Source organism: Ensifer sp. WSM1721 (assembly GCF_000513895.2).
Classification (GTDB): domain Bacteria; phylum Pseudomonadota; class Alphaproteobacteria; order Rhizobiales; family Rhizobiaceae; genus Sinorhizobium.
Genome location: NZ_CP165782.1, coordinates 345,026 through 367,593 on the forward strand (window position 1 = coordinate 345,026; position 22,568 = coordinate 367,593).

The following is a 22,568-nucleotide window of genomic DNA, read 5'->3' on the forward strand; positions in this document are numbered from 1 at the left end:
GCGACGCAACAAAATAGCGCCGCGCAGCATTTTCTCGATCGTGAGATTTTGGGGGTGAATTCACCCAAAATCAAAAAAGGCCCTTTCCAAGGCGTTGCCGGAGGGAAAACCGGCGAGCCTTTTCCCGCCGCGCTAGAACCGGTCGCGTAGTGCATACCAGCTCAGCGCAAGGAACAGAAGCGCCGAGCGGAACCGTGTTCCCCCCGGAAAAGCCGGTATCTTCAGGTCCTTGAGAAGGTCGAGCTCCGTCGTTTTGCCAAGCGCGACGTCCGCATAGAGCTTGCCGCAATAATTGGACAGCATCACGCCGTGGCCGGAATAGCCGCCGATCGTGGTCACGCCCGGCATGACTTCGCGGTAGAACGGTTGGCGCGGCAGGGTGATGCCGACCGATCCGCCCCAGGCATGGGTGATTTCGACATTGGCGAGCGCCGGATAAATTTCGCTGATCTGCCGACGGATGTGGGCGGAAATGTCGCGCGGATTATCGGCCGTATAGGCTTCGCGGCCCCCGAAAAGCAGCCGTCCGTCCCGCGATTTGCGGAAGTAGCGGACGACGAAGCGCGAATCATCGACCGATTCACCGCCGGGCAAGACCTCTGGATGGTCGCGCAGCACCGTCGTGGCGCCGATGAAGGAGCGGATCGGCATGACGTGGCTCGCCGTCACCGGTTCCAGGTTGCCGATATAGGCGTTGCAGGCGATCAGCGCACGATCGGCCGTGACGACCCCGCGGTTCGTCTCGATGACGACGGCGCCCCCTTTCTTTTCGATCTTGAGTGCCTTCGTCTGCTCGTAGAGATTGGCGCCGGCGAGAGCCGCCTGGTTGGCGAGCCCGACAAGCAGCTTCAACGGGTGGATATGGCCCGTCCCGGTGTCACGGATGCCGAAGTGGTAATGGCTCGAGCCGAGCCGGCTCACCGTCTCCTCGCGATCCATGAAGGAAAGATGCGGATAGCCGAAGCGCTCCGTCATCGCCTCCACGTGGTTGCGGTAATCCCTTTCGAAGCTCTTCTTGTGGCTGACCGAGAGCTGGCCGGGCACGAATTCAATATCGATCGCGTGCTCCCGGGCGAAGTCCAGCACGTAGCGCTTGGCGTTCTCCGCCATGTCGAAGAGCTGTCGCGCCCGCTCGTGGCCGAGCAACTCCTCCATGTCCTCTGCCCAGGCCCGCTGGCCGGTGCCGAATTGCCCGCCATTGCGCCCCGAGGCGCCGTCGCCGAAGCGGCAGGCATCGATCAGGGTGACGTCGGTGCCGTTCTTCGCGAGATTGTAGGCGGCCTGAAGCCCGGTATAGCCGCCACCGACAATGGCCACGTCGGCCTTGCGCGAGCCGGGCATGGCCGGATAGGCCGGCCGCTCGGGCACGGTTGCCTCATACCAGGAGATTCCGGGCGAGATCGGGCTTTGCCAGGCCATCGGAACGCGTCTCGTCTCAGACATTCAGAAGCAGGAATTCGCGTTCCCACGGGCTGATGACCTGCATGAAGGTCTCGAACTCGCCGCGTTTCACGCCGGCATAGATGGCGATGAATTCGGCGCTGAAGACGTCGGCGAGGGAGGGCGCCGATTCGAGCAGGGAAACGGCCTCGAGCAGGCCACGCGGCAGTTCGATCTCGCCCTCGTTGGCGGTGTGTTCGGTCGGCGGACTTGCGTGCAGGCCCTCGACGATGCCGAGATAGCCGCAGCCGAGCGAGGCGGCGAGCGCGAGATACGGATTGGCGTCGGAGCTCGGCAGACGGTTCTCGATGCGCCGGGCGCCTGGATCTGAGACCGGGATGCGGAACGCGGTCGTCCGGTTGTCGTAGCCCCAGGCGGTGTTGACCGGTGCCGACATGTCCGGGGTCAGGCGGCGGTAGGAATTCACGTAGGGTGCCATCATCGACAAGGTCTTCGGCACGTAATGCTGCATGCCGCCGACGAAGGAGAAAAACTCCTTGGATGGCGATCCGTCCGGATTGGAGAAGATATTGCGGCCGGTCTTGATGTCGACAACCGACTGGTGGATATGCATGGCGGAACCCGGCTGGCCCTGCATCGGCTTGGCCATGAAGGTTGCGTAGATGCCGTGCTTCAGCGCCGCCTCGCGGATCGTGCGCTTGAACAGGAAGACCTGGTCGGCAAGCTCGATCGGATCGCCATGCCGCAAGTTGATTTCAAGCTGTGCCGGCCCTTCTTCGTGGATCAGCGTATCGATTTCGAGGCCCTGTTTCTCCGAGAAATGATAGATGTCGTCGATCAGCTCGTCGAACTCGTTGATGCCGGCGATGGAATAGCCCTGGCCGCCGAGGATCGAGCGACCGGAGCGGCCCTTCGGCGGGCGCAGCGGATAGTCCGGATCGTCATTCTGGGCGACCAGGTAGAATTCGATCTCGGGGGCGACGACAGGCTTCCAGCCCTTCTGGCGGTAGAACTCGATGACGCGCTTCAACACGTTGCGCGGCGTGTAGCTGATCTGTTCGCCCTGGGAGCCGACGATGTCGCAGATCACCTGCGCCGTCGGATCGGTTTCCCATGGGACGATGGAAAGGGTTGAAAGGTCCGGCACCAGCTTGATGTCGCTGTCGCGGGAATCGTAGCGGAACTGGCCGGTCTCCTCGGGATATTCCCCTGAAATCGTGTGGCGGTAGATCGCCGAAGGCAATGCGAGCGAGGTGTTGGAGGTGAACTTCGAAGTCGGCATCATCTTGCCGCGCGGCACGCCGGCAAGGTCCGGGGTGATGCACTCGATATCTTCGATGCCGCGGATCTTGAGCCAGTCGACCGCCTCATTCCAGGTCTTGACGCCACGGGGGGAATGCAAGCCGAGGGGTATTTTTGAACTCTTGCTGACCTTTGCTGTCTGTTGGGCAACACTTCTCTTGGAAGACATAAATCACCGGGTTTGGCTTCGGATAGCGCATCATAACCGCAGTTTGACAATTGGCTAGGCTTCTTCGCAATTGACTTTTGGCCGCTTGCCGGAAAGGAAGGCGCGTTCGGCAAGAGGGATTTCCGTGGCGGAAAAACAGGACGTGGTGATCATCGGCGCGGGCGCCGCCGGCATGATGTGCGCCATCGAGGCTGGCAAGCGCGGCCGCCGCGTCGTCGTCCTCGACCACGCCAAGGCGCCCGGCGAGAAGATCCGCATTTCGGGCGGCGGTCGCTGCAATTTCACCAACATCCATGCGGGGCCGAAGAATTTCCTGTCCGACAATCCGCATTTCTGCAAATCGGCGCTCGCGCGCTATCGCCCTCAGGATTTCGTGGCGCTTGTCGACCGACACGGCATTGCCTGGCACGAGAAGACGGTCGGGCAGCTTTTCTGCGATCACTCCGCCAAGGACATCATCCGCGTGCTCGTCGCCGAAATGAAGGAGGCGGGGGTCGAGCTGAGGCTCGAGACGGCGATCTCGGGCGTCGAGAGGATGGCGTCGGGCTTCCGCGTCATGACGAGTGCCGGGACGATCGATGCCGCATCCCTCGTCGTGGCGAGCGGCGGCAAGTCGATCCCGAAAATGGGGGCGACCGGCCTTGCCTACCGGATTGCGGAGGAGGTCGGGCTACCGGTCGTGGAAACGCGGCCGGCACTAGTGCCGCTGACGCTCGATCAGGCGCAGCTTGCGAAGCTCTCAGTGCTGGCCGGCGTCGCCGCCGACGCCGAAGTCCGCTTCGGCAAGGCTGCGTTCCGCGAAGCGGTACTCATCACGCACAGGGGCTTGAGCGGGCCGGCGATCCTGCAGATCTCCTCCTATTGGCGTGAGGGTGCGGAGATCGTCCTGCGATTGATGCCGGACATCGACATCGCCGCCCTTCTCAAGGGAATGCGCCGGACGAACGGCCGCCAGGCGGCGCAGACGGCGCTCGCCGATATCCTGCCGCGACGGCTTGCGCACTTCTTCGTCGAGGAGGCGAAGCTGACGGGACGGCTGCTCGCCGACCTTTCCGACAAGGTCATCGACACCTTGTCGAGCTCCATCCAGGCCTGGACGCTGAAACCGGCGGGATCCGAGGGATACCGGACCGCCGAGGTGACACTCGGCGGCGTCGATACGCGCGCAATCGACTCCCGGACGATGCAGGCCAGGAATATTCCTGGCCTCTATTTCATCGGTGAATGCCTCGACGTCACCGGCTGGCTCGGCGGCTATAATTTCCAATGGGCCTGGGCGTCCGGTTTCGCCGCCGGTCAAGACGTGTAACCATGCGGCAAAAATGGTGATTTGCATCTTCAGCCATTGTTAAGGGAAATAATTGAACCTGCTCTTCATGGCAGCATGAACCGCGAGCACTGACGAAACGTCAACGAATGGAAACCAGATCGTCTCCATTTCATGGACTTTCTTCAGCCGCAGGATGGATGCACCATGATGCGCATGGGCAAAGGCGGAGGGTCTTTGCCGGCTACTGCATGTTTCCCTAAGTCGTAGCCGATTAAGGATAAAACATGCAGCAACTCAAAGTGCTGCAGCGACCTTTGCGCGTCTAATGAGACGCGCGGCGCTGTAGTGGACTAGGACAGGAGCCATGAACAAGCAACGTCGCCGTCCCCGTGCCATCGCCATCGCCCGCTCCGACAAGGGCCGCTCGCAATACGAACTGCTTGCGTATGGTGCGACCCTCGTCCTCTTCGCCGTCACCGCCTTCGCCCTCTTCCCCTCTCTCTGAGAGGCGCGGCAGCGCTTGAGCGGCATGGCACCGCCATGCACAGCTCCACGACTGAAGTCGTCCTTTGGCGCAAAAGTCCGCTTATGGAATTCTTAAATCTTTGAAATGAATATCATGAAGTTGAGTCCCGTCAGGGCCTCGCCGCCTTAAATCGCGGCGTGGTCCAGCAATGATTGCCGGCGGACTGGCGGTGTGCGCCGCATGACCTTTCGAAAAGACATCAGCCTGTTTGCGCATCGGGTGCACCCGAGCGTCCGGCCTCGGGGGGCATTGTCCTGAGGTGAATCGGACGTTTCGAGCCACCGGGGGAGGCGAAACGCGCGCTGTGAGCCAAGGTGTTTTCCATGTTCATTGACAGGATTCTTGCCCGCTTCAAGATCCAGACGAAGGTTCTCTTCTTCATCCTGCCGTTCGTCGTCAGCATTTCGGCTGTCGGCATTACCGGTCTCTATGCCTCCGGTCTGCTTCAGGGCCGCATGGAAATCTCGAACAGCGTCCTTCAGACGCTGAGCGGCTTCAAGGACGTCTATGCCGGGATGAACAATTTCCTGCACAAGACCACCGAAGAAAGCCGCAACGCGGTCCTGGCTACGATCGCCGCGCAAAAGGATGTGCTGGCGGAGACGGCGGCGCAGGTCGCCGGCCGCAGCGGGGAAGATGAACTCACTGCCGCCATCGCCGCGACGACCGACATCGAGGCACGCATTGACGGTCTTTGGACGCTGCATGAAGGCGAGCAGAAGCTCCGGGCGGAGACCAGGGCCAATCTGGAGCGCCTTGCGGCCGAACAGGTCAAGATCAATGACGAGGCGAACCGGCTGCAATATGCCGTACGCAAGGACGAGAATGCGGCCAAAACGATGCTGCGCAATGCCGAAAAGCTCATGCGCGCCAGCCGCTTCTACACGGAATTTGCGACCGAGGTGAGCAAGGTTACGACGGTCGAGGAGAAGCTGAAGGTTGCCCAGGACCGCTTTCCGCTGATCGGCCGCACGCAGCGCGATATCTTCGTTCTGCTGCCGAAGGGCGAAAAGTCTCTCACTGAGACGGTCAACTCGGCCGCAGGTGCGATCGGCGCCCTTATCAGGGCACCGGCAGGCCCCGAGACGCTCGTCGGCCTTTCGAAATATGTCGATCGTTTCCGCACCGCGAGCTTCCGGCTGGAGGCCGCCTCCGTCAGCAAGATGCGCGAGGCGACGCAGATCTTCAGCGAGCTTGACGGCAAGATAGCCGGTACCGAATCCGTTCTGACCGCGACGCGCAGGCTCTCTGTCTCGATCACCGAGATCCAGATCGCCGCCGCGGCATTCCTTGGAGCCACGACCGAGGAAAATCGCCAGAAGCTTCTCGACAAGTTCCTCGCCGTCCAGGCCAACATGACGACGTTGCGCGGCATAGCGAAGGACATGAGCTTCTTCGATGCCACGGCCGAGGCGGTGCTGCCGATCATCAACGCGATGAAGAAGGATGGCGTCGCGCTCGTCGAGATCACCGTCAAGCGGACCGCCGAATTCGAAGCGGCAGGCGCCTCGATCAACGAGATCTGGAGCGATCTGACCGGCTTTGCGGAGCAGCAGAAGGTCGCTGCCGGTACGGAGCGTGAGGAAGCCAACCAGATTTCCGTGGCCGCGACCGTGGCCGGTGTCGTGATCGCCCTTCTTGCCGGCATCGCGCTGACGATAACGCTCAAAAAGCCGATCGGGCAGATTACCTCGGCCATGCGGCGGCTCGCCGACGGCGTGCTCGACACCTCGATCGACGGCGGTACGCGCCGCGACGAGATCGGCGACATGGCGCGCGCCCTCGGCGTTTTCAAGGAAAATGCCCTTTCCAAGGTGCGCATCGAGGCGGAAAGCGCGGAAGAGCGCGCCCGTGCGGAAGCCGAGCGCAGCCGCAACGACGCCGAGAAGCGTGAGCTCGACAGGCAGATCGACCTGGCGGTGAGCGAACTCGCCGCAGGCCTCGGGCGGCTGGCACAGGGTGATCTGTCGCGGCAGATCGAGGTTCCGTTCCACGGCCGGCTCGAGCAGTTGCGGATGGATTTCAACGGCTCGCTGATCCGCCTGCAGGATACGCTGGCGCAGATCCGCGCGAATGCCCAGTCGATCCAGCAGAGCGGCGCCAACATGCATCACTCCGCCGACGCGCTGTCGAAACGTACCGAGGCGCAGGCCGCTTCGCTCGAGCAGACGGCGGCCGCCGTCGATGAGATCACCGTGACCGTGCGCTCCTCGGCCGAGCGGGCGCATGAGGCAAACCAGGCCGTGTCGCAGACCAAGAAGAGCGCCGACAGTTCGGCGACAGTGGTCACCAACGCGATCGCCGCAATGGGACGCATCGAGGAGGCCTCGCGCCAGATCGAGCAGATCATCGAGGTGATCGACGACATCGCCTTCCAGACCAACCTGCTCGCGCTCAATGCCGGCATCGAGGCGGCGCGCGCCGGCGAGGCGGGCAAGGGCTTCGCGGTCGTCGCGCAGGAGGTGCGCGAACTGGCGCAACGCTCGGCCGAGGCGGCGCGGGAGATCAAGGTCCTCATCAACAAGTCGACCGAAGAGGTCAGTTCCGGCTCGCACCTCGTCAAGGAAACCGGCGCGGTGCTCGCCTCGATCAGCGCCGAGATCGTCAGCGTCAGCCAGCATGTCGAGATGATTGCGACCGCGAGCCGGGACCAGGCGACCGCGCTCCACGAGGTCAACGGCTCCGTCAATCAGATGGACCAGATGACCCAGCAGAATGCGTCCATGGTGGAAGAGGCGACTGCGACCAGCCGCGCGCTCGCCAACCAGGCAGACACGCTGATGATGCTCGTCGAGCAGTTCCGGCTGGAGCCGGAGACCGGAGCCGGCCAGGTTTACCAGGCGGCGTAGCAGCCCGACTGACGCCTCACCGTCCCAAGCCGCGCATCAAGAGATGCGCGGCTTAGTCATTTGCCGCTGCCACGCAGGAAGCATTCCAGGTCCCGGTGTGATCCCCGGCTTTTTCCCCCGCATGCCGTTTGCTGAAAAACGCGGCAAGGAGCCTTTTCGCGAAGGTCTTCGTGCGGGCCGGCCTACGCGGCTCGAACTGTTCGTCCCAGCGGCGATTTCTCGAGGCCATATCGAATAGCAATGCCATTGCCATCATATCCATGGTGATGCTCCTTTTGTTTTCGGGCATCTCCTCTTTTATGCATTCTGAATTGTTTTACATACAGCCGGTTTCCCCTTATGTTTTTCACCGATGAAAAACGTGGACTGGGATATCTACCGCTGTTTCATAACCGTTGCGCGCGCCGGCGGGCTCACCGGAGCGGCGCAGGCGACGGGGCTTAGCCCGGCCACGGTCGGCCGCCGCATGCTGGAACTGGAAGAGCGCACCGGCCGCGTGCTGTTCGTCCGCAGCCAGACCGGTTACACGCTGACCGGCGATGGCCGCTTCCTGTTCGAGCAATTGCAGGAAATGGAGGCCGCGGCTCGCAAGGTCGAGAGCTGGCAGCAGGAAGGCGAGGGGACCACGACCGTGCGCATCACCGCCGGTACGTGGATTTCCTGGCTGATCACCGAGAACTTCCCCGCGATCTGCACGGAGCGGGACTCATTCGGCATCTCGCTGTCGATCGGTGAAGTGCGGGCGAACCTTGCTTATCGGGAGAGCGACATCGGCATTCGCGCCTTCGAACCGGAAGAAACCTATCTCGCCGCGCGGCCCGTCGGCGAGCTAGCCTATGCCGCCTACCGCCAAAAGAATGCTACCGGCGGATCGGAGCGCTGGGTCGCGGTCTCCGAGGATCAGGCGATATCCGCCTATCTGCGCTGGCCGCACGAGCACGCGTCGGGGCGGATCGTCGCGTCCGTCACACGCCCCCGATCGCTGCTCGATCTCGCGCGGGCGGGCGCCGGTTCGGCCGTGCTGCCGTGTTTCGTCGGCGATCTCGATCCGATGTTGGAGCGGGCGAGCGATGAAATCGAGCCGCTTGCGCACCGACAGTGGATCGTCATGAACAACGAGGACCGTCACCGGCGTGACATCCGCACCGTCGTCGACCGGATGACGCGTCTCTTGCGCAGCCATGCGGACCTCTTTGCCGGAAAGCGCCCACGGCGGAGCGTTGCATGAATCCGCAAACGCACATCGCCCGACGGTGACGCCGGGCGATGTTTTTTCCACTCGATCTGCGCTCAGCGTCGCTGGTGACGACTGCTGACCGGGATCGGGCGAACCGCCGGCCTCCGCAGCTGGTACCAGCTTGCGGCGAGCACGAACCCAACCATTGCCAACGCGAGCGCGATCATTACTTCCGCCCCTGGGTGACGATGACCGGTATCAGGAGATCGCCCCAATTGCCGTCGCCGCCGTGATGGCGCGCCGAGCGCACCAGTTCGACGGAGACGCCCGCATCGACGGCCTTCATGACCGCCTGGTTGAGACGGTGCAGGTCGTTTGCGACCATACGGATCGCAGCCTGCTGTTCCGGTGTCATGGCCGACGATTGTTCCTCGGCCCGTTCCTTGACGCGTGTCTGTACTGTCATCGGAGTGCTCCTTTAGGGCGTTTAGAGCCGAATGCGGGGACATCTTCCTCCCATCTGCGCATTCGGTTCGAGGTTTCTCTGGGGCAGCGCGGCGGGCAGGGATGCCGCGCGCCAGTCTTTCATTTTGCGTCCTTCATTCGGCCGCCGGCTTGAACTGGTCGTGCTCGGTCGACTCCTTCATTGCGGTGGTCGAAGACTGGCCGCCGGTGATCGCCAGCGAGACGGCGTCGAAGTAGCCGGTGCCTACCTCGCGCTGATGCTTGGTCGCGGTGTAGCCGTTGGCCTCGGCCGCGAATTCCGCTTCCTGCAGCTCCGAATAAGCGGCCATCTGCCGCGCCTTGTAGCCGCGTGCCAGCTCGAACATGCCGTAGTTCAACTGATGGAAGCCTGCGAGCGTGATGAACTGGAACTTGTAGCCCATCGCGCCGAGTTCACGTTGGAACTTGGCGATCGTCGCGTCGTCGAGGTTCTTCTTCCAGTTGAATGAGGGCGAGCAATTATAGGCGAGCAGCTTGCCCGGATGCGCCCTGTGCACGCCCTCGGCGAATTTACGCGCCTGCTCCAGATCCGGCTTCGAAGTCTCGCACCAGATAAGGTCACAATGCGGCGCATAGGCGATGGCGCGGGCGATGCAGGGTTCGAGCCCGTTCTTCACCTGGTAGAAGCCCTCCACCGTGCGGCCGGCATCGTAGTCGACGAAGGGCCGGTCGCGCTCGTCGATGTCCGAAGTCAAGAGCTTCGCGGCTTCCGCGTCGGTGCGCGCAATCACAAGCGTCGGCGTACCCATGACGTCGGCGGCAAGCCGCGCGGCATTCAGGTTGCGGATATGCGCCGCGGTCGGGATCAGCACTTTGCCGCCGAGATGGCCGCACTTCTTTTCAGATGCGAGCTGGTCTTCGTAGTGGACGCCCGCGGCGCCCGCCTCGATGAAAGCCTTCATGATTTCGAAGGCATTGAGCGGACCGCCGAAGCCCGCTTCGGCGTCGGCGACGATCGGTGCGAACCAAGTCTCGACGGAGAGGCCCTTGCCTTCCGCGGTCTCGATCTGATCGGCGCGCTGCAAGGTTCGATTGATCCGCTTAGCGAGTTCCGGCGCCGCATTGGCCGGATAGAGCGACTGGTCCGGGTACATGGCGGAGGCGGTATTGGCATCGGCCGCGACCTGCCAGCCGGAGAGATAGATCGCCTTCAGGCCGGCGCGCACCATCTGCATCGCCTGATTGCCCGAAAGCGCCCCAAGCGCGTTGACGAAATCCTCCTCATGGATGAGCTTCCAGAGGCGGTTTGCACCCATTTCGGCAAGGGAATGACGGATTTCGACCGAGCCCCTGAGCCGCTTCACGTCCTCGGCGGAGTAGAGCCGCTCGACGCCGTCGAAACGGCCCTCCGGTGCGCTCGGAACGAGTTTGTAAAAATCAGTCATTCTTGTCTCCTCGCGAAAAGCGATTGGTTCTTCGACCTTCGTCTTACGGCCTCAAACACCGCAAGTTCATGTGACATTTTTTACATTGCGGCGCGGAATATCGCCATGAAAATTGCGATTGTGATCAAATCAAAAGGGTTATCTTGTCTTGTGTTTGACAATGCGGAGAAGTAAAGATGTAAAATATGTCAAAGCCGCTCGTGCAATAAGTTTGTAAAGGGACTTACAAATGGCCGAGAACAAGATCTTCGCCGGGCCGCGGGTCCGGCGCATCCGCAACGGCCTTCAACTGACGCAGACGGCGATGGCCGAGGCGCTCGGCATCTCGCCCTCTTATCTCAACCTTATCGAGCGCAACCAGCGGCCGTTGACGGTGCAGCTGCTCCTGAAACTCGCTTCCGTCTACAAGGTCGACCTCGACGAACTGCAAGGCGAGGCGGGCGGCGGTCTCGCGCGGCTACGCGAGGTCTTCGCCGATCCGCTGCTTGCCGGAGAGCTGCCGGGGGATCAGGAGCTGATCGAGGTCGCTGAAGCGGCGCCCAATGTCTCGGGCGGCATCGTCAAGCTCTATCGCGCCTATCGCGAGCAGGCGTCGCGCCTGAAGGATCTTGCGGATCTGCTGGCGGGCGAGGGCCACATGGCGGCGCTTTCCGATACGCGATTGCCGATCGACGAAGTGCGTGAGGCCTTCGAAGCGCGGCCCAATCACTTCGCCCGGATCGAGGAGGCGATGGAGGCATTTCACGCGAGCCTGGCCCCCGGCGATGACCTTGCAGGGGCGCTGAAGGCCTGGCTCAAGAAGGAGCACGGCCTTGTCGTCCGGACGCTGCCGGTGCATGTGATGCCGAACTTGCGCCGCCGCTTCGACCGGCATTCGATGCGCCTCTTCATATCGGAACGCCTGTCGCCCTTCGACCAGATGCGCGAGATCGCCATGGAAGTGGCCTCGATCGCCTGCAACGAGGCGATCACGGCTGAGCTCGACCAGTTGCGTTTCTCCACCGCCGAAGCGCGACGCATCGCCCGTTTCGAGCTTGCGCGCTATGCCGCCCACGCGCTGATGATGCCCTATGCGGCGTTTCTCGCGGCCGCGCAACGCGCGAGATATGACGTCGACATCCTGAGGGCGCGCTTCCAGGTGTCGTTCGAACAGGCCGCCAATCGCCTCACGATGTTGCAGCGTCCCGGCGCCGCCGGAATTCCGTTCTTCCTGATGGAGATCGACAGTGCGGGCAACCGGCTGCGCCGGGCCGGCGCGCAGGGCTTTCCTCATGCCCGCTTCGGCGGCGCCTGTCCGAAGCTCAACGTCCATGCCGCCTTCGCCGTCCCCGGCCAGGTTCTTGTCGACCGCGTCGAAATGCCGGATGGCGGCGCCTTCCTCGTCGTCGCCCGGACGGTCGATGGCCCACAGGCGGCTTTCGAGGAGCGGGTCAGGCGAACCGCGCTGATGATCGGCTGTGATGCCGGTTTCGCGGACGATACGATCTATGGGGCCGCGCGGATGCCGGCGATTGCCGTCGGTCCCGCTTGCCGCCTCTGCGAACGCCAGGGCTGTCTGGCGCGGGCCGAGCCGCCCGTCACCCGTCCCCTCGGCCTCGATGAGATGGCAACGGGTTTGAGTGTATTCGACTTTCAGTAGCCGGCTGACCGCTCGTGCGCGAGTACGGCCGGGCGGGTGCCCGATCCGATAAGTATCCGTTTTTGCTTGCGCTTGGTAAAACATATCCGATCCGGGACGGTGCTTTGCTCCGAGCGCGAAAGCGCTTGAGGTTAGCGAGAAACATGCCTAACTTCGGCTCGGCAACGATCAACGGACAAGGCGCCACCGCGGAAACAGCGGCTTGTCTCGAATCGATAAAAAGAGGGGAGTTGTATGTCCAAACTCATCGTCGCAACCTTGGCAGCCGCATTGTTGGCGGGAGCGGCCACGCTCGCTTCCGCCCAGGAGCGGGTCGTCAATGTCTACAACTGGTCTGACTATATCGACGAAAGCATCCTTGAGGAGTTCACCAAGGAGACCGGCATCAAGGTTGTCTATGACGTCTTCGATTCCAACGAGATTCTCGAAACCAAGCTGCTTGCCGGTGGCTCCGGTTACGACGTCGTTGTGCCGACGGCCTCCTTCCTGCAGCGCCAGATCGCCGCGGGTGTGTTCCAGAAGCTCGACAAGTCGAAACTGCCGAATCTGAAGAACATGTGGGACGTGATCGTGGAGCGTACGGCCAAGTACGATCCGGGCAACGAATATGCCGTCGACTACATGTGGGGCACCACCGGGATCGGCTATAACGTCGAGAAGATGAAGGAAATCCTCGGCACCGACGAGAAGCCGAACTGGGATGTCATCTTCAATCCAGAGATCGCCGCGAAGTTCAAGGATTGCGGCATCCATCTTCTTGATTCGCCCACCGACATCATGCCTTCGGCGCTCGCCTATCTGGGCCTCAATCCCGACAGCCACGAGCAGGCCGATCTCGACAAAGCAGCCGACCTGCTAATGAAGGTCAGGCCCTATATCCGCAAGTTCCACTCGTCGGAATACATCAATGCGCTCGCGAACGGCGATATCTGCCTGGCCGTCGGCTTCTCCGGCGATATCTTCCAGGCGCGCGACCGAGCGGCGGAGGCGAAGGCTGGCGTGACGATCGATTATTCGATCCCGGTCCAGGGGGCGCAGATGTGGTTCGACATGCTGGCGATCCCCGCCGATGCGCCGCATGTCGCCGAGGCACATGAGTTCATCAACTACATGATGAAGCCGGAAGTCATCGCCAAGGCCTCGAACTACGTCTTCTACGCCAACGGCAACAAGGCCTCGCAGCAATTCCTCGACAAGGAGGTGCTTGAAGACACGGCCATCTATCCGTCGGACGAAGTGATGCAGAAACTCTTCACCACCACGCCTTTCGAGGCGAAGGAGCAGAGGATATTGACCCGGCTCTGGACCAGGATCGTGACCGGCCAGTAAGCGCGTAACAAATTGCCCGGACCCCAAATCCGGGCGATTTTTTAGAGCGGGATGAGGAATAGTGTGAAGAGGTTTTCCGCTCGCATTACGATGGGTGCAGGGCGGGGTAGCGCGCCCATCGGCTGTGTCATTCGGGGATAGATGATGAAGTCTCTCGGCAGTATCCGGCGTTCCTTCGCCCCATGGGCGGACCCGGCCTCCAAACCTTTCATTTCCTTCAAGAACGTAACCAAGAAATTCGGGGACTTCACGGCCGTCGACGACCTGTCGCTGAACATTTACACGCGCGAATTCTTCGCGCTGCTCGGGGCCTCAGGCTGCGGCAAGTCCACCCTCTTGCGCATGCTTGCGGGTTTCGAGCAGCCGACCTCCGGCGAAATCATCCTCGACGGCCAGAATTTGGCGGGCATTCCGCCCTACCGGCGCCCCATCAACATGATGTTCCAGTCATACGCGCTGTTCCCGCACATGACGGTCGAGAACAACATCGCCTTCGGGCTCAAGCAGGACGGCATGGCCAAGGCTGATATCGCCGGGCGGGTCGCGCAGATGCTGAAGCTCGTCAAGCTCGAGAAGTTCGCCAAGCGCAAGCCGCACCAGCTTTCCGGCGGTCAGAGGCAGCGCGTGGCGCTCGCCCGCTCACTCGCCAAGCGGCCGAAGGTGCTGCTCCTTGACGAACCGCTCGGAGCGCTGGACAAGAAGCTGCGCGAGGAAACCCAGTTCGAATTGATGGACCTGCAGCAGGAGCTCGGCCTCACCTTCGTCGTCGTCACTCATGACCAGGAAGAGGCGATGACGATGGCCGACCGCATCGCCGTCATGAGCCACGGCCAGGTTGTCCAGGTGGCGACGCCGGCTGAAATCTACGAAGCGCCGAATTCGCGCTTCGTCGCCGATTTCATCGGCGACGTAAACTTGTTCGACGGTGCCGTGACCTCGACCGAGGAGGGCCGCATTCAGATCGAAACGACGGGCGGCATTCCGGTCCGCATGGCATCGCCCGAGAAATTCGCAAACGGCGCCAAGGCGGCAGTCGCCATCCGTCCGGAAAAGATCCGGATCAGCCGCCAGGCGCCGGCGCACGCACCCACCAATGCGGCAGAGGGGGAAATTTGGGATATCGGTTATCTCGGCGATATGACCGTTTTCCACATTCGGCTGAAGGACGGCAAAGTCATCAAGGCATCATCGCTCAACGCCGTGCGCGCGGTCGAAGATCCACTCGGTTATGACCAGCAGGTGTGGATCTCGTTCGGCGAAGATGCCGGCGTCGTGCTGAAGGATTGAAGCCATGGCGAAACTTGCCTCAGCCCTCGTCAACCGCCTCGTCATCATCATTCCCTATGCTTGGCTGTTGTTCTTCTTCCTGATCCCCTTCTTCATCGTCTTTCGCATCTCGCTGTCGCAGACAACCGTGGCAATGCCGCCCTACACGCCGGTCTTCGATCTGGCGGGCGGCCTCACCGGTATCCTGGACAAACTGCGCGAGCTCTCCATGGACAATTACGTCTGGCTGACGGAGGACGTTCTCTATTTCAACGCCTATGTTTCGAGCGTCGTCATCGCCGCCGTCTCGACCTTCCTGACACTCCTCATCGGCTATCCGATCGCCTATGGCATGGCGAAGGCGCCGCGCTCGCTCCGGCCGATGCTCCTGATGATGGTGATCCTGCCCTTTTGGACGAGCTTTCTCATCCGCGTCTATGCCTGGATCGCCATCCTGAAACCGGAAGGCCTGCTCAACCAGTTTCTGATGACGATCGGCCTCATCGATCAGCCGCTGATCATCCTCAACACCAATTGGGCGATCTATATCGGCATCGTCTATTCCTATCTTCCCTTCATGGTGCTGCCGATCTACTCGGCGCTCGAGAAGATGGATCATTCGCTGACGGAGGCCGCTCAGGACCTCGGCTGCACGCCTATTGTCGCCTTCTGGCGTGTGACGTTTCCCTTGTCGCTCCCCGGTGTCGTCGCGGGCTGTCTGCTCGTCTTCATCCCGGCCGTCGGCGAATTCGTCATCCCCGATCTCCTCGGCGGCTCGGAAACACTGATGATCGGCAAGACGCTGTGGAACGAATTTAATTCCAACCGCGACTGGCCAGTGTCCTCGGCCGTGGCGATCATCCTCTTGCTCATCCTGGTGATCCCGATCGTCTATTTCCAGAACATCCAGGCCAAAGCCGACAGCGAGGGGAGGTAGAGCCATGGAAAGATGGTCCCGCTTCAACATCGCCTCCGTCGTCCTCGGCTTCGGCTTTCTCTATCTGCCGATCGTGCTTTTGGTGATCTTCTCGTTCAACGAGTCCAAGCTGGTGACGGTCTGGGCCGGCTTTTCCACAAAGTGGTACGCTCAGCTCTGGCATAACCAGAGCCTCCTTGACGCGGCCTGGGTGACCATTCGGGTGGCGCTGATTTCGGCGACCTGCGCGACGGTTCTCGGCACCTTGGCGGCGCTCGCGCTGGTGCGCTACACGCGCTTTCGCGGCCGCGTCCTTTTTTCCGGCATGGTCTATGCGCCGCTGGTGATGCCGGAGGTGATCACCGGTCTATCGCTGCTCCTGCTCTTCGTTGCGATCGGGCTCGATCGCGGCTTCTGGACGATCACGCTCGCTCACATCACCTTCACCATGTGCTTCGTCGCGGTCGTCGTGCAGTCGCGGCTCTTGAGCTTCGACCAATCGATCGAGGAGGCGGCGCTCGACCTCGGCGCGACGCCCGTCAAGACCTTCTTCGCCATCACCCTGCCGGTGATCGCGCCCGCGGTCTTTTCCGGCTGGGTGCTTGCCTTCACGCTGTCGCTCGACGACCTCGTTATATCGAGCTTCACGACCGGGCCGGGGGCTACCACCCTGCCGATGAAGATCTACAGCCAGGTTCGATTGGGTGTGACGCCGGAAATCAATGCGATTTGCACGATCCTGATCGGCATCGTCGCCCTGGGTGTGGTCATCGCGTCGATCGTCACCAAGCGGCGGGAAGTCCAGCGCGAGAGGGACGAGCGTGCGGCCTTCGCCGCGATCGGGTGATGGGCTGTTGCGCCTTCACTTCGGGCTGACGAGAACGGAAAGCGGAGAGATCACCGCATTCGGCCAGGAACCGCCGACGAAGAACTGCAGCGGCGGGCTCGCCGCATCGGGGCTTCCGAGCGTTCCGGCGAGCGCCAGGCTGCCGTTGCGATAAGGAATGACGCCGGTGACGGACATGGTACCGGAAGGGCCGACGAAGTCCGCCCGGTCGAGCCGGGCTGTGCCGCTGCCGAAACTTGCCTCGATATCGGCCGCCTGGAATTCGAAGGTACCCTCGCTTGCTTCCGACAGCGAGAAGAATTCGCCCTTGCGGATAAGGTCCGTGAAGGCGTGGACGTCGAAGCCGCCGACGCTGCCATTCGTGAGCGAATAGGTGACACGGCCGAAGACATCGGCAATGCCGGCCTCCCAGAAGGCGCGGCCGGTGGCAATATCGATGTTGAGCATGCCTCTGCCCGTCGGGACCGGGCCCCGGAGCCCGAAGCTGTCGAGCACGGCCGCGAAATCGGCATTCTTCAGGCTGACCTGAAGCTTGCCGCCTTGCTCCAGCCCTTTCTCCGACAGCACCGCGCGACCACTCAACGTACCGTTCGCATAGGTGCTGTCGCCTATGTCGAGGGAGGCGCGGTTGCCGTCGACCATGACGCCGGCGGCGACGTCGGTCAGATGCAAGGGGCCCACAAGGACCTCCTGGGATGAAAGCCGGAGATCCGTGCGCCAGGCGCCGACAAGGGCTCGCGCCGTTCGCAAAAGCCGGTCGTCGCCTTCGGCGGGCTTCAGCGCGGCAGGGGGCAGGCCGTTGAGGTCGATGCGATCGAAGGCGAGCGTCCCCTCGATCTGCGGCGTCCCGCCGGCCGGCAGCGCGATGTCCAGGAGGCCGGTCGCGGTCGCACCGCCGAGCGTAAGCTGCAGCTCCTCCAGCTTCAGCGCCTTTTCGCCGGTCGTCACTCTGGTATCGATGCTGAAGCCGCCGGCCGGGAGCGTCGCGTCCGATGTCCCTCGATACCACGCAACGAGGCTGGCAAGCGAGGAAGCGGACATTTGCAGATGACCGGAGGCGAACGGCTGCATCGAAAGGTTGCCGACGCCCTCGAAGGAGAAGGTCAGGGGAGCCGACGTCAGCGACGTCTTGAGGCCGGCGTCGCGCCTGGCAAAGAGGGCGAGCGGATCCTCGCAGACGAACGCCCAGGCCACCTCCTCACCGCTCATGGTCGTCGAGAACTGCGCGCTCAACCGCTCTTCGAAGGAAGGCCATTTGACGGTACCGGAGATTCCGGCGAGGTCGATGCTGCCGCCGTCGCTCGCCATGCTGTCGAGCACGCGAAGCCGTCCGTTCGCGATCGTGATGTCGCCGAACGGGCGCTCCTGGTTCGGTATTGCCGTTTCGGGCGCCACGAGCCAGCGCGGCTTTTGCCAGTTGACGGCACCATCCGCCCTGCGTTCGATCGTGATCACCGGATCGACGAGCGTGATCTCGTCGAACGCCTGTTCGCCGCGAAGGGCAGAAAGAAGGCTGAACGAAGCAGTGATGCGTCCGATCTCCGCAATCGGGCGCGGATCGGGCCCGGTCGAGACGATCGTGGCTGCTGGGAGCGTCAGTTCCGGATCGGGCCAGAACCGGATTTCCGGCTCTCCCCTGATCCTGCTTTTGCCCCCCGACCAGGCATCGAGCATCCGTTCCATCGTCTCGCGAGCGTCGGTCGTCGGGACAAGCAGCGGCAGCACCGCATTATAGGCGACGGCAAGGCCGATGCCGGTCACGGCCGACCAGACAAAATGGCGGCGACCGAGCCGCGACCATAGGCGCGAACCGCGCAATATCTGCAGGAACTCTCTCTTCATTTCGATCGGATTGCCATCGCCTCGGTGAAGCCGTCTGGATAGGCCTTCAGCTTGCATAAAGCAAATACGGCTGACATGGAAATGTCGCCGCTACGATGCCGTGGATTGGTGCGCATGCTGTTTATCTTGCGTTGCAGCATGATATACAGTGGGCAGAGGAGTGGAGGACAGCATGCAAGCAGATCGACCTTTGTGGGTTCCGGACAGCGCTATTCTCGAGCGAAGCCCAATGGCGCAGTTCATGGGGTGGTGCGGGCAGCGCTTCGGAAGGACATTCGCCGACTATGACGCCTTTCACGATTGGTCCGTGGCCCATCGCGGCGATTTCTGGACCGGCTTATGGGAACATTGCGACGTTATTGGCGAGCGTGGGGAGAGGGCGCTGATCAACGGCGAACGGATGCTGGACGCGCGGTTCTTCCCGGATGCAAAGCTCAATTTCGCCGAAAACCTGCTGCGCAAGAGTGGTGGTGGCGATGCGCTGATCTTCCGCGGCGAGGACAAGGTGAGCTATCGGCTTTCCTGGGACGAGCTCCGCGCGCTCGTATCGCGCCTGCAGCAGGCATTGAAAGGGCAAGGTGTCGGCGTCGGCGACCGCGTCGCCGCGATGATGCCGAACATGCCGGAAACGATCGCGCTGATGCTGGCGACCGCTTCCCTCGGCGCCATCTGGTCGTCCTGTTCGCCGGATTTCGGCGAGCAGGGCGTGCTCGACCGCTTCGGCCAGATCGGCCCCAAACTGTTCATCGCCTGCGACGGCTACTGGTACAACGGCAAGCGGCAAGACGTGGACGCGAAGGTGCGCGCGGTGGCCAAGGCCCTCGGCGTGCCGACCGTCATCGTGCCCTATGCCGGCGACAGCGCGGCGCTCGCGGCGGTCATCGAGGGCGGCGCGACACTTCCCGATTTCATTGCCGGCTTCGATGCGAAGCCGCTTGCCTTCGAACGGCTGCCGTTCGGCCAGCCGCTCTATATTCTCTTCTCGTCAGGCACGACCGGTGTGCCGAAATGCATCGTCCATTCGGCCGGCGGGACGCTCTTGCAACACCTCAAGGAACACCGCTTCCATTGCGGGCTGAAGGAGGGCGAACGGCTGTTCTACTTCAGCACCTGCGGCTGGATGATGTGGAACTGGCTGGCTTCGGGCTTGGCAGCGGGGGCAACGCTCTGCCTCTATGACGGCTCCCCCTTCTGTCCCGATGGCAACGTCCTCTTCGATTACGCCGCCGCGGAGCGCTTCGCCGTCTTCGGCACCTCGGCGAAATATATCGATGCGGTGCGCAAGGCTGGTCTCACGCCGGCGAAGACCCATGACCTCGCGTCCCTCAGGCTCATCACCTCCACCGGCTCACCCCTGTCGCCGGAGGGCTTCTCCTTCGTTTATGAAGGCATCAAACCGGACGTCCAGCTCGCCTCCATCTCCGGCGGCACCGATATCGTCTCCTGCTTCGTGCTCGGTAATCCACTGAAGCCCGTCTGGCGCGGTGAAATCCAGGGGCCGGGCCTCGGCCTTGCGGTCGATGTCTGGAACGATGAGGGCCAGCCGGTGCGCGGCGAGAAGGGCGAACTCGTCTGCACGAAGGCGTTTCCGTCGATGCCGGTGATGTTCTGGAACGATCCCGACGGCGCCAAATATCGCGCCGCCTATTTCGAGCGCTTCGACAATGTCTGGTGCCATGGCGATTTCGCCGAGTGGACGGCGCATGGCGGCATCATCATTCACGGCCGTTCCGACGCGACGCTGAACCCCGGCGGCGTGCGCATCGGCACCGCGGAGATCTATAACCAGGTCGAGCAGATGCCGGAGGTCCTCGAAGCGCTCTGCATCGGCCAGGATTGGGAAGATGACGTGCGCGTCATCCTCTTCGTGCGGCTAGCGCCGGGCGTCGAGCTGACGGAGGAACTGACGAAGGCGATCAAGAACCGCATCCGCATCGGCGCCTCGCCGCGGCATGTGCCGGCGAAGGTCATCGCCGTTGCCGACATTCCGCGCACCAAATCCGGCAAGATCGTCGAGCTCGCAGTCCGCGACGTCGTGCACGGCCGCCCGGTCAAGAACAAGGAGGCGCTCGCGAATCCCGAGGCGCTCGACCTCTTTGCGGAGCTCGATGCGCTGAAGAGTTGAGTGCGGCGCGGGAGGAGGCGGTTAACCTCTTCGCGCTTGCGAAATTAACCACGACCGCCGACTTGTGGAGTGTTCGCTAAGATTATCGGAGTGCGAGGTAAGGTCTTGTTTACGTGTGGGCGGGCATGGTCAAGCCAACTCGACGCCGGTCAAGGGGCGGTGCGCAGGAGCGATACCGGTGCCGGACATGACGTCGCCAGTTCTCCCGTATTTGTTGGTGAGCATCGACTCATAAGGCGGCCACTGGGCCGCCTCTTTTTTGCGCCCTGCCGCCTGCCGCCCGCCTCCGGACGGGGCCGTCAGGGGCGGCGCTCGAGCGACCGCGACACCAGCACGACCGGGATCATCCCGGCGATGACGATGATCATCGCCGCGACGGACGCATCCTCCACCTTGGCGCGCGAGGCGTCCTCGTAGACCAATGTGGCGAGCGTGTTGAAGTTGAACGGGCGCAACATGATGGTGGCAGAAAGCTCCTTCATCGTCTCGATGAAAACGAGCAGGGCGGCCGTCAGCACGGCCGGCCGCATCATCGGCAGGAGCACCGTGCGCAATGTTTGTCCGCTGGTGCGTCCGAGCGCGCGTGCGGCCATGTCGAGATGCGGCGACAATTTCTGGAATCCGGCCTCGAGCGTGCCTTCCGCCATCGTCAGGAAGCGGACGGTGCAAGCGTAGACGATCGCAAAGCCGGTGCCGCTCATGAGAAGACCTGTTGATATGCCAAACAGGCTCCGCAGCTCGCCGTCGACGGCATTGTCGAGCGCTGCGAGCGGAAAGAGCACGCCGATCGCGAGCACCGTGCCGGGTACGCCATAACCGAAGGAGGCGAGCCGGCCGGCGACATCGGTTACCCGCGAACGGCCAGTGCGGGCGGCGTAGGCGAGCACGAAGCCCAGCAGCACGCTGGCAAGTGCCGTAAGGCTCGAGACGATGATGCTGTGCAGCAGCGCGCTCAAGAGGCGCGGTTCGATGAAGAGCTCGAGGCGCTTCAGCGCATAGTTTCCGAGGATGAAGAAGGGAATGGCAAAGCCCGACAGGGTCGGCAGCATGCAGGCGGCCGTCGCCGCCCACTTCTTCCAACCGGAAAGCGGAAGTCTGGCGATGTCGTGGACGGCGGCGGTGGTCTTCTGACTGGAGAAACGCTGGCGGCGGCGGGCGGCGCGCTCGACCATCATCAGAGCGATGACGAAGACCAGCATGATGCAGGCGATCTGCGCCGCGCCGGCAAGGCTGCCTCGGTTGAGCCACGTGTCGAAAATCGAGAAGGTCAGGGTCTGGACACCCAAAAACTCGACCGCGCCGATATCGTTCAGCGTCTCCATCGCAACGAGGGTGAGGCCGATCATGATCGCCGGCCGCGCCATCGGAAGCTGAATGCGGAAAAACACCTTCAGCGGCCCGGCGCCGAGCGTGCGGGCCACATCCGCTGCGGCGCGGCCCTGCATCAAGAACATCGATCGGCAGGCAAGATAAATATAGGGGTAGAGCACCGAACTCAGCACCAGCACCGCTCCGCCGAGCGATCGTATATCGGGAAACCAGTAGTCCCGGCTCGTCTGAAATCCGAACAGCGCCCGGACGAGGCCCTGCACCGGGCCGGTGAAGGTGAGAAGCTCGCCGAAGGCGTAGGCCGACAGATAGGCGGGTATGGCGAGCGGCAACACCAGCGCTGCGGAAAGAAAGCGGCGCAGTGGAAATTCGCAGGTTGCCACCAGCCATGCGGTGAGAATGCCGATAACGGCGGTGGCCGCGCCCGTCAGCGTCACGAGCAGCACGGTTCGGCCGGTAGCACGGGGGATGACGTTTTCGACGAGGTGCGGCCAGTCGGCGCCGCCGCCGGAAACGGCAAGCCAGGCGATGGCAAGGATCGGCATCAGCACGATCGCCGAGGCGAGGCCGGCCCAGGTCGCGAGCAGCGGGTGGTGAAGGCCTGTTCCGGATCTGGCGTAGCGCCGCCTGAGGCTTTTGGAAGTTGGGTACAAACGATCCGTCCGAAGCGCTATGCCGATCGATCTTGATGA

General features: G+C 62.6%; 17 protein-coding genes. 10 read left to right on the forward strand and 7 right to left on the reverse strand.

Annotated features, from left to right (window positions below):
* Positions 1–132: 132 nt before the first annotated feature.
* Complete coding sequence (locus tag M728_RS01595; RefSeq protein ID WP_026618288.1) at positions 133–1,419, reverse strand: FAD-binding oxidoreductase; 1,287 nt, start codon at positions 1,417–1,419, stop codon at positions 133–135.
* 16 nt (positions 1,420–1,435) lie between these two features.
* Positions 1,436–2,872: a glutamine synthetase family protein gene (locus M728_RS01600; RefSeq protein ID WP_026618289.1), complete on the reverse strand. Its 1,437-nt coding sequence runs from the start codon at positions 2,870–2,872 to the stop codon at positions 1,436–1,438.
* Between the two features lie 124 nt (positions 2,873–2,996).
* Between M728_RS01600 and M728_RS01605 the strand changes: the two genes are divergently transcribed.
* The 3 genes from M728_RS01605 (at position 2,997) to M728_RS01615 (ending at position 7,517) form a co-directional block, all read left to right on the forward strand.
* Positions 2,997–4,181 (forward strand): NAD(P)/FAD-dependent oxidoreductase, encoded by a 1,185-nt coding sequence (locus tag M728_RS01605; protein WP_026618290.1) that lies wholly within the window; start codon positions 2,997–2,999, stop codon positions 4,179–4,181.
* A gap of 325 nt (positions 4,182–4,506) precedes the next feature.
* Positions 4,507–4,647: a hypothetical protein gene (locus M728_RS01610; RefSeq protein ID WP_167549652.1), complete on the forward strand. Its 141-nt coding sequence runs from the start codon at positions 4,507–4,509 to the stop codon at positions 4,645–4,647.
* A 344-nt stretch (positions 4,648–4,991) separates the two neighbouring features.
* Positions 4,992–7,517, forward strand: coding sequence for a methyl-accepting chemotaxis protein (locus M728_RS01615; RefSeq protein WP_026618291.1), 2,526 nt, complete (start codon positions 4,992–4,994; stop codon positions 7,515–7,517).
* 52 nt (positions 7,518–7,569) lie between these two features.
* Here M728_RS01615 and M728_RS01620 read toward each other — a convergent pair whose 3' ends face one another.
* Positions 7,570–7,779: a hypothetical protein gene (locus M728_RS01620; RefSeq protein ID WP_026618292.1), complete on the reverse strand. Its 210-nt coding sequence runs from the start codon at positions 7,777–7,779 to the stop codon at positions 7,570–7,572.
* A 90-nt stretch (positions 7,780–7,869) separates the two neighbouring features.
* Here M728_RS01620 and M728_RS01625 point away from each other — a divergent pair, with 90 nt between their 5' ends.
* On the forward strand, positions 7,870–8,745 hold the full coding sequence (locus M728_RS01625) for a LysR family transcriptional regulator (protein ID WP_026618293.1): 876 nt from the start codon (positions 7,870–7,872) through the stop codon (positions 8,743–8,745).
* Between the two features lie 175 nt (positions 8,746–8,920).
* Here M728_RS01625 and M728_RS01630 read toward each other — a convergent pair whose 3' ends face one another.
* Positions 8,921–9,160: a hypothetical protein gene (locus M728_RS01630; protein ID WP_026613173.1), complete on the reverse strand. Its 240-nt coding sequence runs from the start codon at positions 9,158–9,160 to the stop codon at positions 8,921–8,923.
* Positions 9,161–9,293: 133 nt separating this feature from the next.
* Positions 9,294–10,583 (reverse strand): isocitrate lyase, encoded by a 1,290-nt coding sequence (gene aceA, locus M728_RS01635; RefSeq protein WP_026618294.1) that lies wholly within the window; start codon positions 10,581–10,583, stop codon positions 9,294–9,296.
* A 229-nt stretch (positions 10,584–10,812) separates the two neighbouring features.
* Between aceA and M728_RS01640 the strand changes: the two genes are divergently transcribed.
* The 5 genes from M728_RS01640 (at position 10,813) to M728_RS01660 (ending at position 16,580) form a co-directional block, all read left to right on the forward strand.
* Positions 10,813–12,222, forward strand: coding sequence for a short-chain fatty acyl-CoA regulator family protein (locus M728_RS01640; RefSeq protein WP_026618295.1), 1,410 nt, complete (start codon positions 10,813–10,815; stop codon positions 12,220–12,222).
* A 234-nt stretch (positions 12,223–12,456) separates the two neighbouring features.
* Positions 12,457–13,551, forward strand: coding sequence for a polyamine ABC transporter substrate-binding protein (locus M728_RS01645; protein ID WP_026618296.1), 1,095 nt, complete (start codon positions 12,457–12,459; stop codon positions 13,549–13,551).
* 144 nt (positions 13,552–13,695) lie between these two features.
* Positions 13,696–14,838, forward strand: a complete 1,143-nt coding sequence (locus M728_RS01650; RefSeq protein WP_026618297.1) for an ABC transporter ATP-binding protein — start codon at positions 13,696–13,698, stop codon at positions 14,836–14,838.
* Positions 14,839–14,842: 4 nt separating this feature from the next.
* The gene (locus M728_RS01655; RefSeq protein WP_026618298.1) at positions 14,843–15,754 is read left to right on the forward strand and encodes an ABC transporter permease subunit; all 912 of its coding nucleotides are present in this window, start codon (positions 14,843–14,845) and stop codon (positions 15,752–15,754) included.
* Between the two features lie 4 nt (positions 15,755–15,758).
* Positions 15,759–16,580: an ABC transporter permease subunit gene (locus M728_RS01660; RefSeq protein WP_026618299.1), complete on the forward strand. Its 822-nt coding sequence runs from the start codon at positions 15,759–15,761 to the stop codon at positions 16,578–16,580.
* A gap of 15 nt (positions 16,581–16,595) precedes the next feature.
* Here M728_RS01660 and M728_RS01665 read toward each other — a convergent pair whose 3' ends face one another.
* A complete protein-coding gene (locus M728_RS01665) occupies positions 16,596–18,422 on the reverse strand; it encodes an AsmA-like C-terminal region-containing protein (protein WP_026618300.1) in 1,827 nt (608 codons plus the stop codon).
* Between the two features lie 172 nt (positions 18,423–18,594).
* On the opposite strand from M728_RS01665, the gene M728_RS01670 reads away from it, so the two are divergent.
* The gene (locus M728_RS01670; protein WP_026618301.1) at positions 18,595–20,547 is read left to right on the forward strand and encodes an acetoacetate--CoA ligase; all 1,953 of its coding nucleotides are present in this window, start codon (positions 18,595–18,597) and stop codon (positions 20,545–20,547) included.
* Between the two features lie 299 nt (positions 20,548–20,846).
* Here M728_RS01670 and M728_RS01675 read toward each other — a convergent pair whose 3' ends face one another.
* Entirely contained in the window at positions 20,847–22,529 is a 1,683-nt protein-coding gene (locus M728_RS01675) for an iron ABC transporter permease (RefSeq protein ID WP_026618302.1), read from the reverse strand.
* Between the last annotated feature and the right edge of the window lie 39 nt (positions 22,530–22,568).

Excerpts from the sequence above, each read along its gene's own strand:
- M728_RS01660 (WP_026618299.1), top strand. The coding sequence starts at position 15,759 with ATGGAAAGATGGTCCCGCTTCAACATCGCCTCCGTCGTCCTCGGCTTC.
- M728_RS01625 (WP_026618293.1), top strand. The coding sequence starts at position 7,870 with ATGAAAAACGTGGACTGGGATATCTACCGCTGTTTCATAACCGTTGCG.
- M728_RS01650 (WP_026618297.1), top strand. The coding sequence starts at position 13,696 with ATGAAGTCTCTCGGCAGTATCCGGCGTTCCTTCGCCCCATGGGCGGAC.
- M728_RS01595 (WP_026618288.1), bottom strand. The coding sequence starts at position 1,419 with ATGGCCTGGCAAAGCCCGATCTCGCCCGGAATCTCCTGGTATGAGGCA.
- M728_RS01655 (WP_026618298.1), top strand. The coding sequence starts at position 14,843 with ATGGCGAAACTTGCCTCAGCCCTCGTCAACCGCCTCGTCATCATCATT.
- M728_RS01610 (WP_167549652.1), top strand. The coding sequence starts at position 4,507 with ATGAACAAGCAACGTCGCCGTCCCCGTGCCATCGCCATCGCCCGCTCC.
- M728_RS01600 (WP_026618289.1), bottom strand. The coding sequence starts at position 2,872 with ATGTCTTCCAAGAGAAGTGTTGCCCAACAGACAGCAAAGGTCAGCAAG.
- M728_RS01620 (WP_026618292.1), bottom strand. The coding sequence starts at position 7,779 with ATGGATATGATGGCAATGGCATTGCTATTCGATATGGCCTCGAGAAAT.
- M728_RS01670 (WP_026618301.1), top strand. The coding sequence starts at position 18,595 with ATGCAAGCAGATCGACCTTTGTGGGTTCCGGACAGCGCTATTCTCGAG.
- M728_RS01665 (WP_026618300.1), bottom strand. The coding sequence starts at position 18,422 with ATGAAGAGAGAGTTCCTGCAGATATTGCGCGGTTCGCGCCTATGGTCG.
- aceA (WP_026618294.1), bottom strand. The coding sequence starts at position 10,583 with ATGACTGATTTTTACAAACTCGTTCCGAGCGCACCGGAGGGCCGTTTC.
- M728_RS01630 (WP_026613173.1), bottom strand. The coding sequence starts at position 9,160 with ATGACAGTACAGACACGCGTCAAGGAACGGGCCGAGGAACAATCGTCG.
- M728_RS01645 (WP_026618296.1), top strand. The coding sequence starts at position 12,457 with ATGTCCAAACTCATCGTCGCAACCTTGGCAGCCGCATTGTTGGCGGGA.
- M728_RS01615 (WP_026618291.1), top strand. The coding sequence starts at position 4,992 with ATGTTCATTGACAGGATTCTTGCCCGCTTCAAGATCCAGACGAAGGTT.
- M728_RS01640 (WP_026618295.1), top strand. The coding sequence starts at position 10,813 with ATGGCCGAGAACAAGATCTTCGCCGGGCCGCGGGTCCGGCGCATCCGC.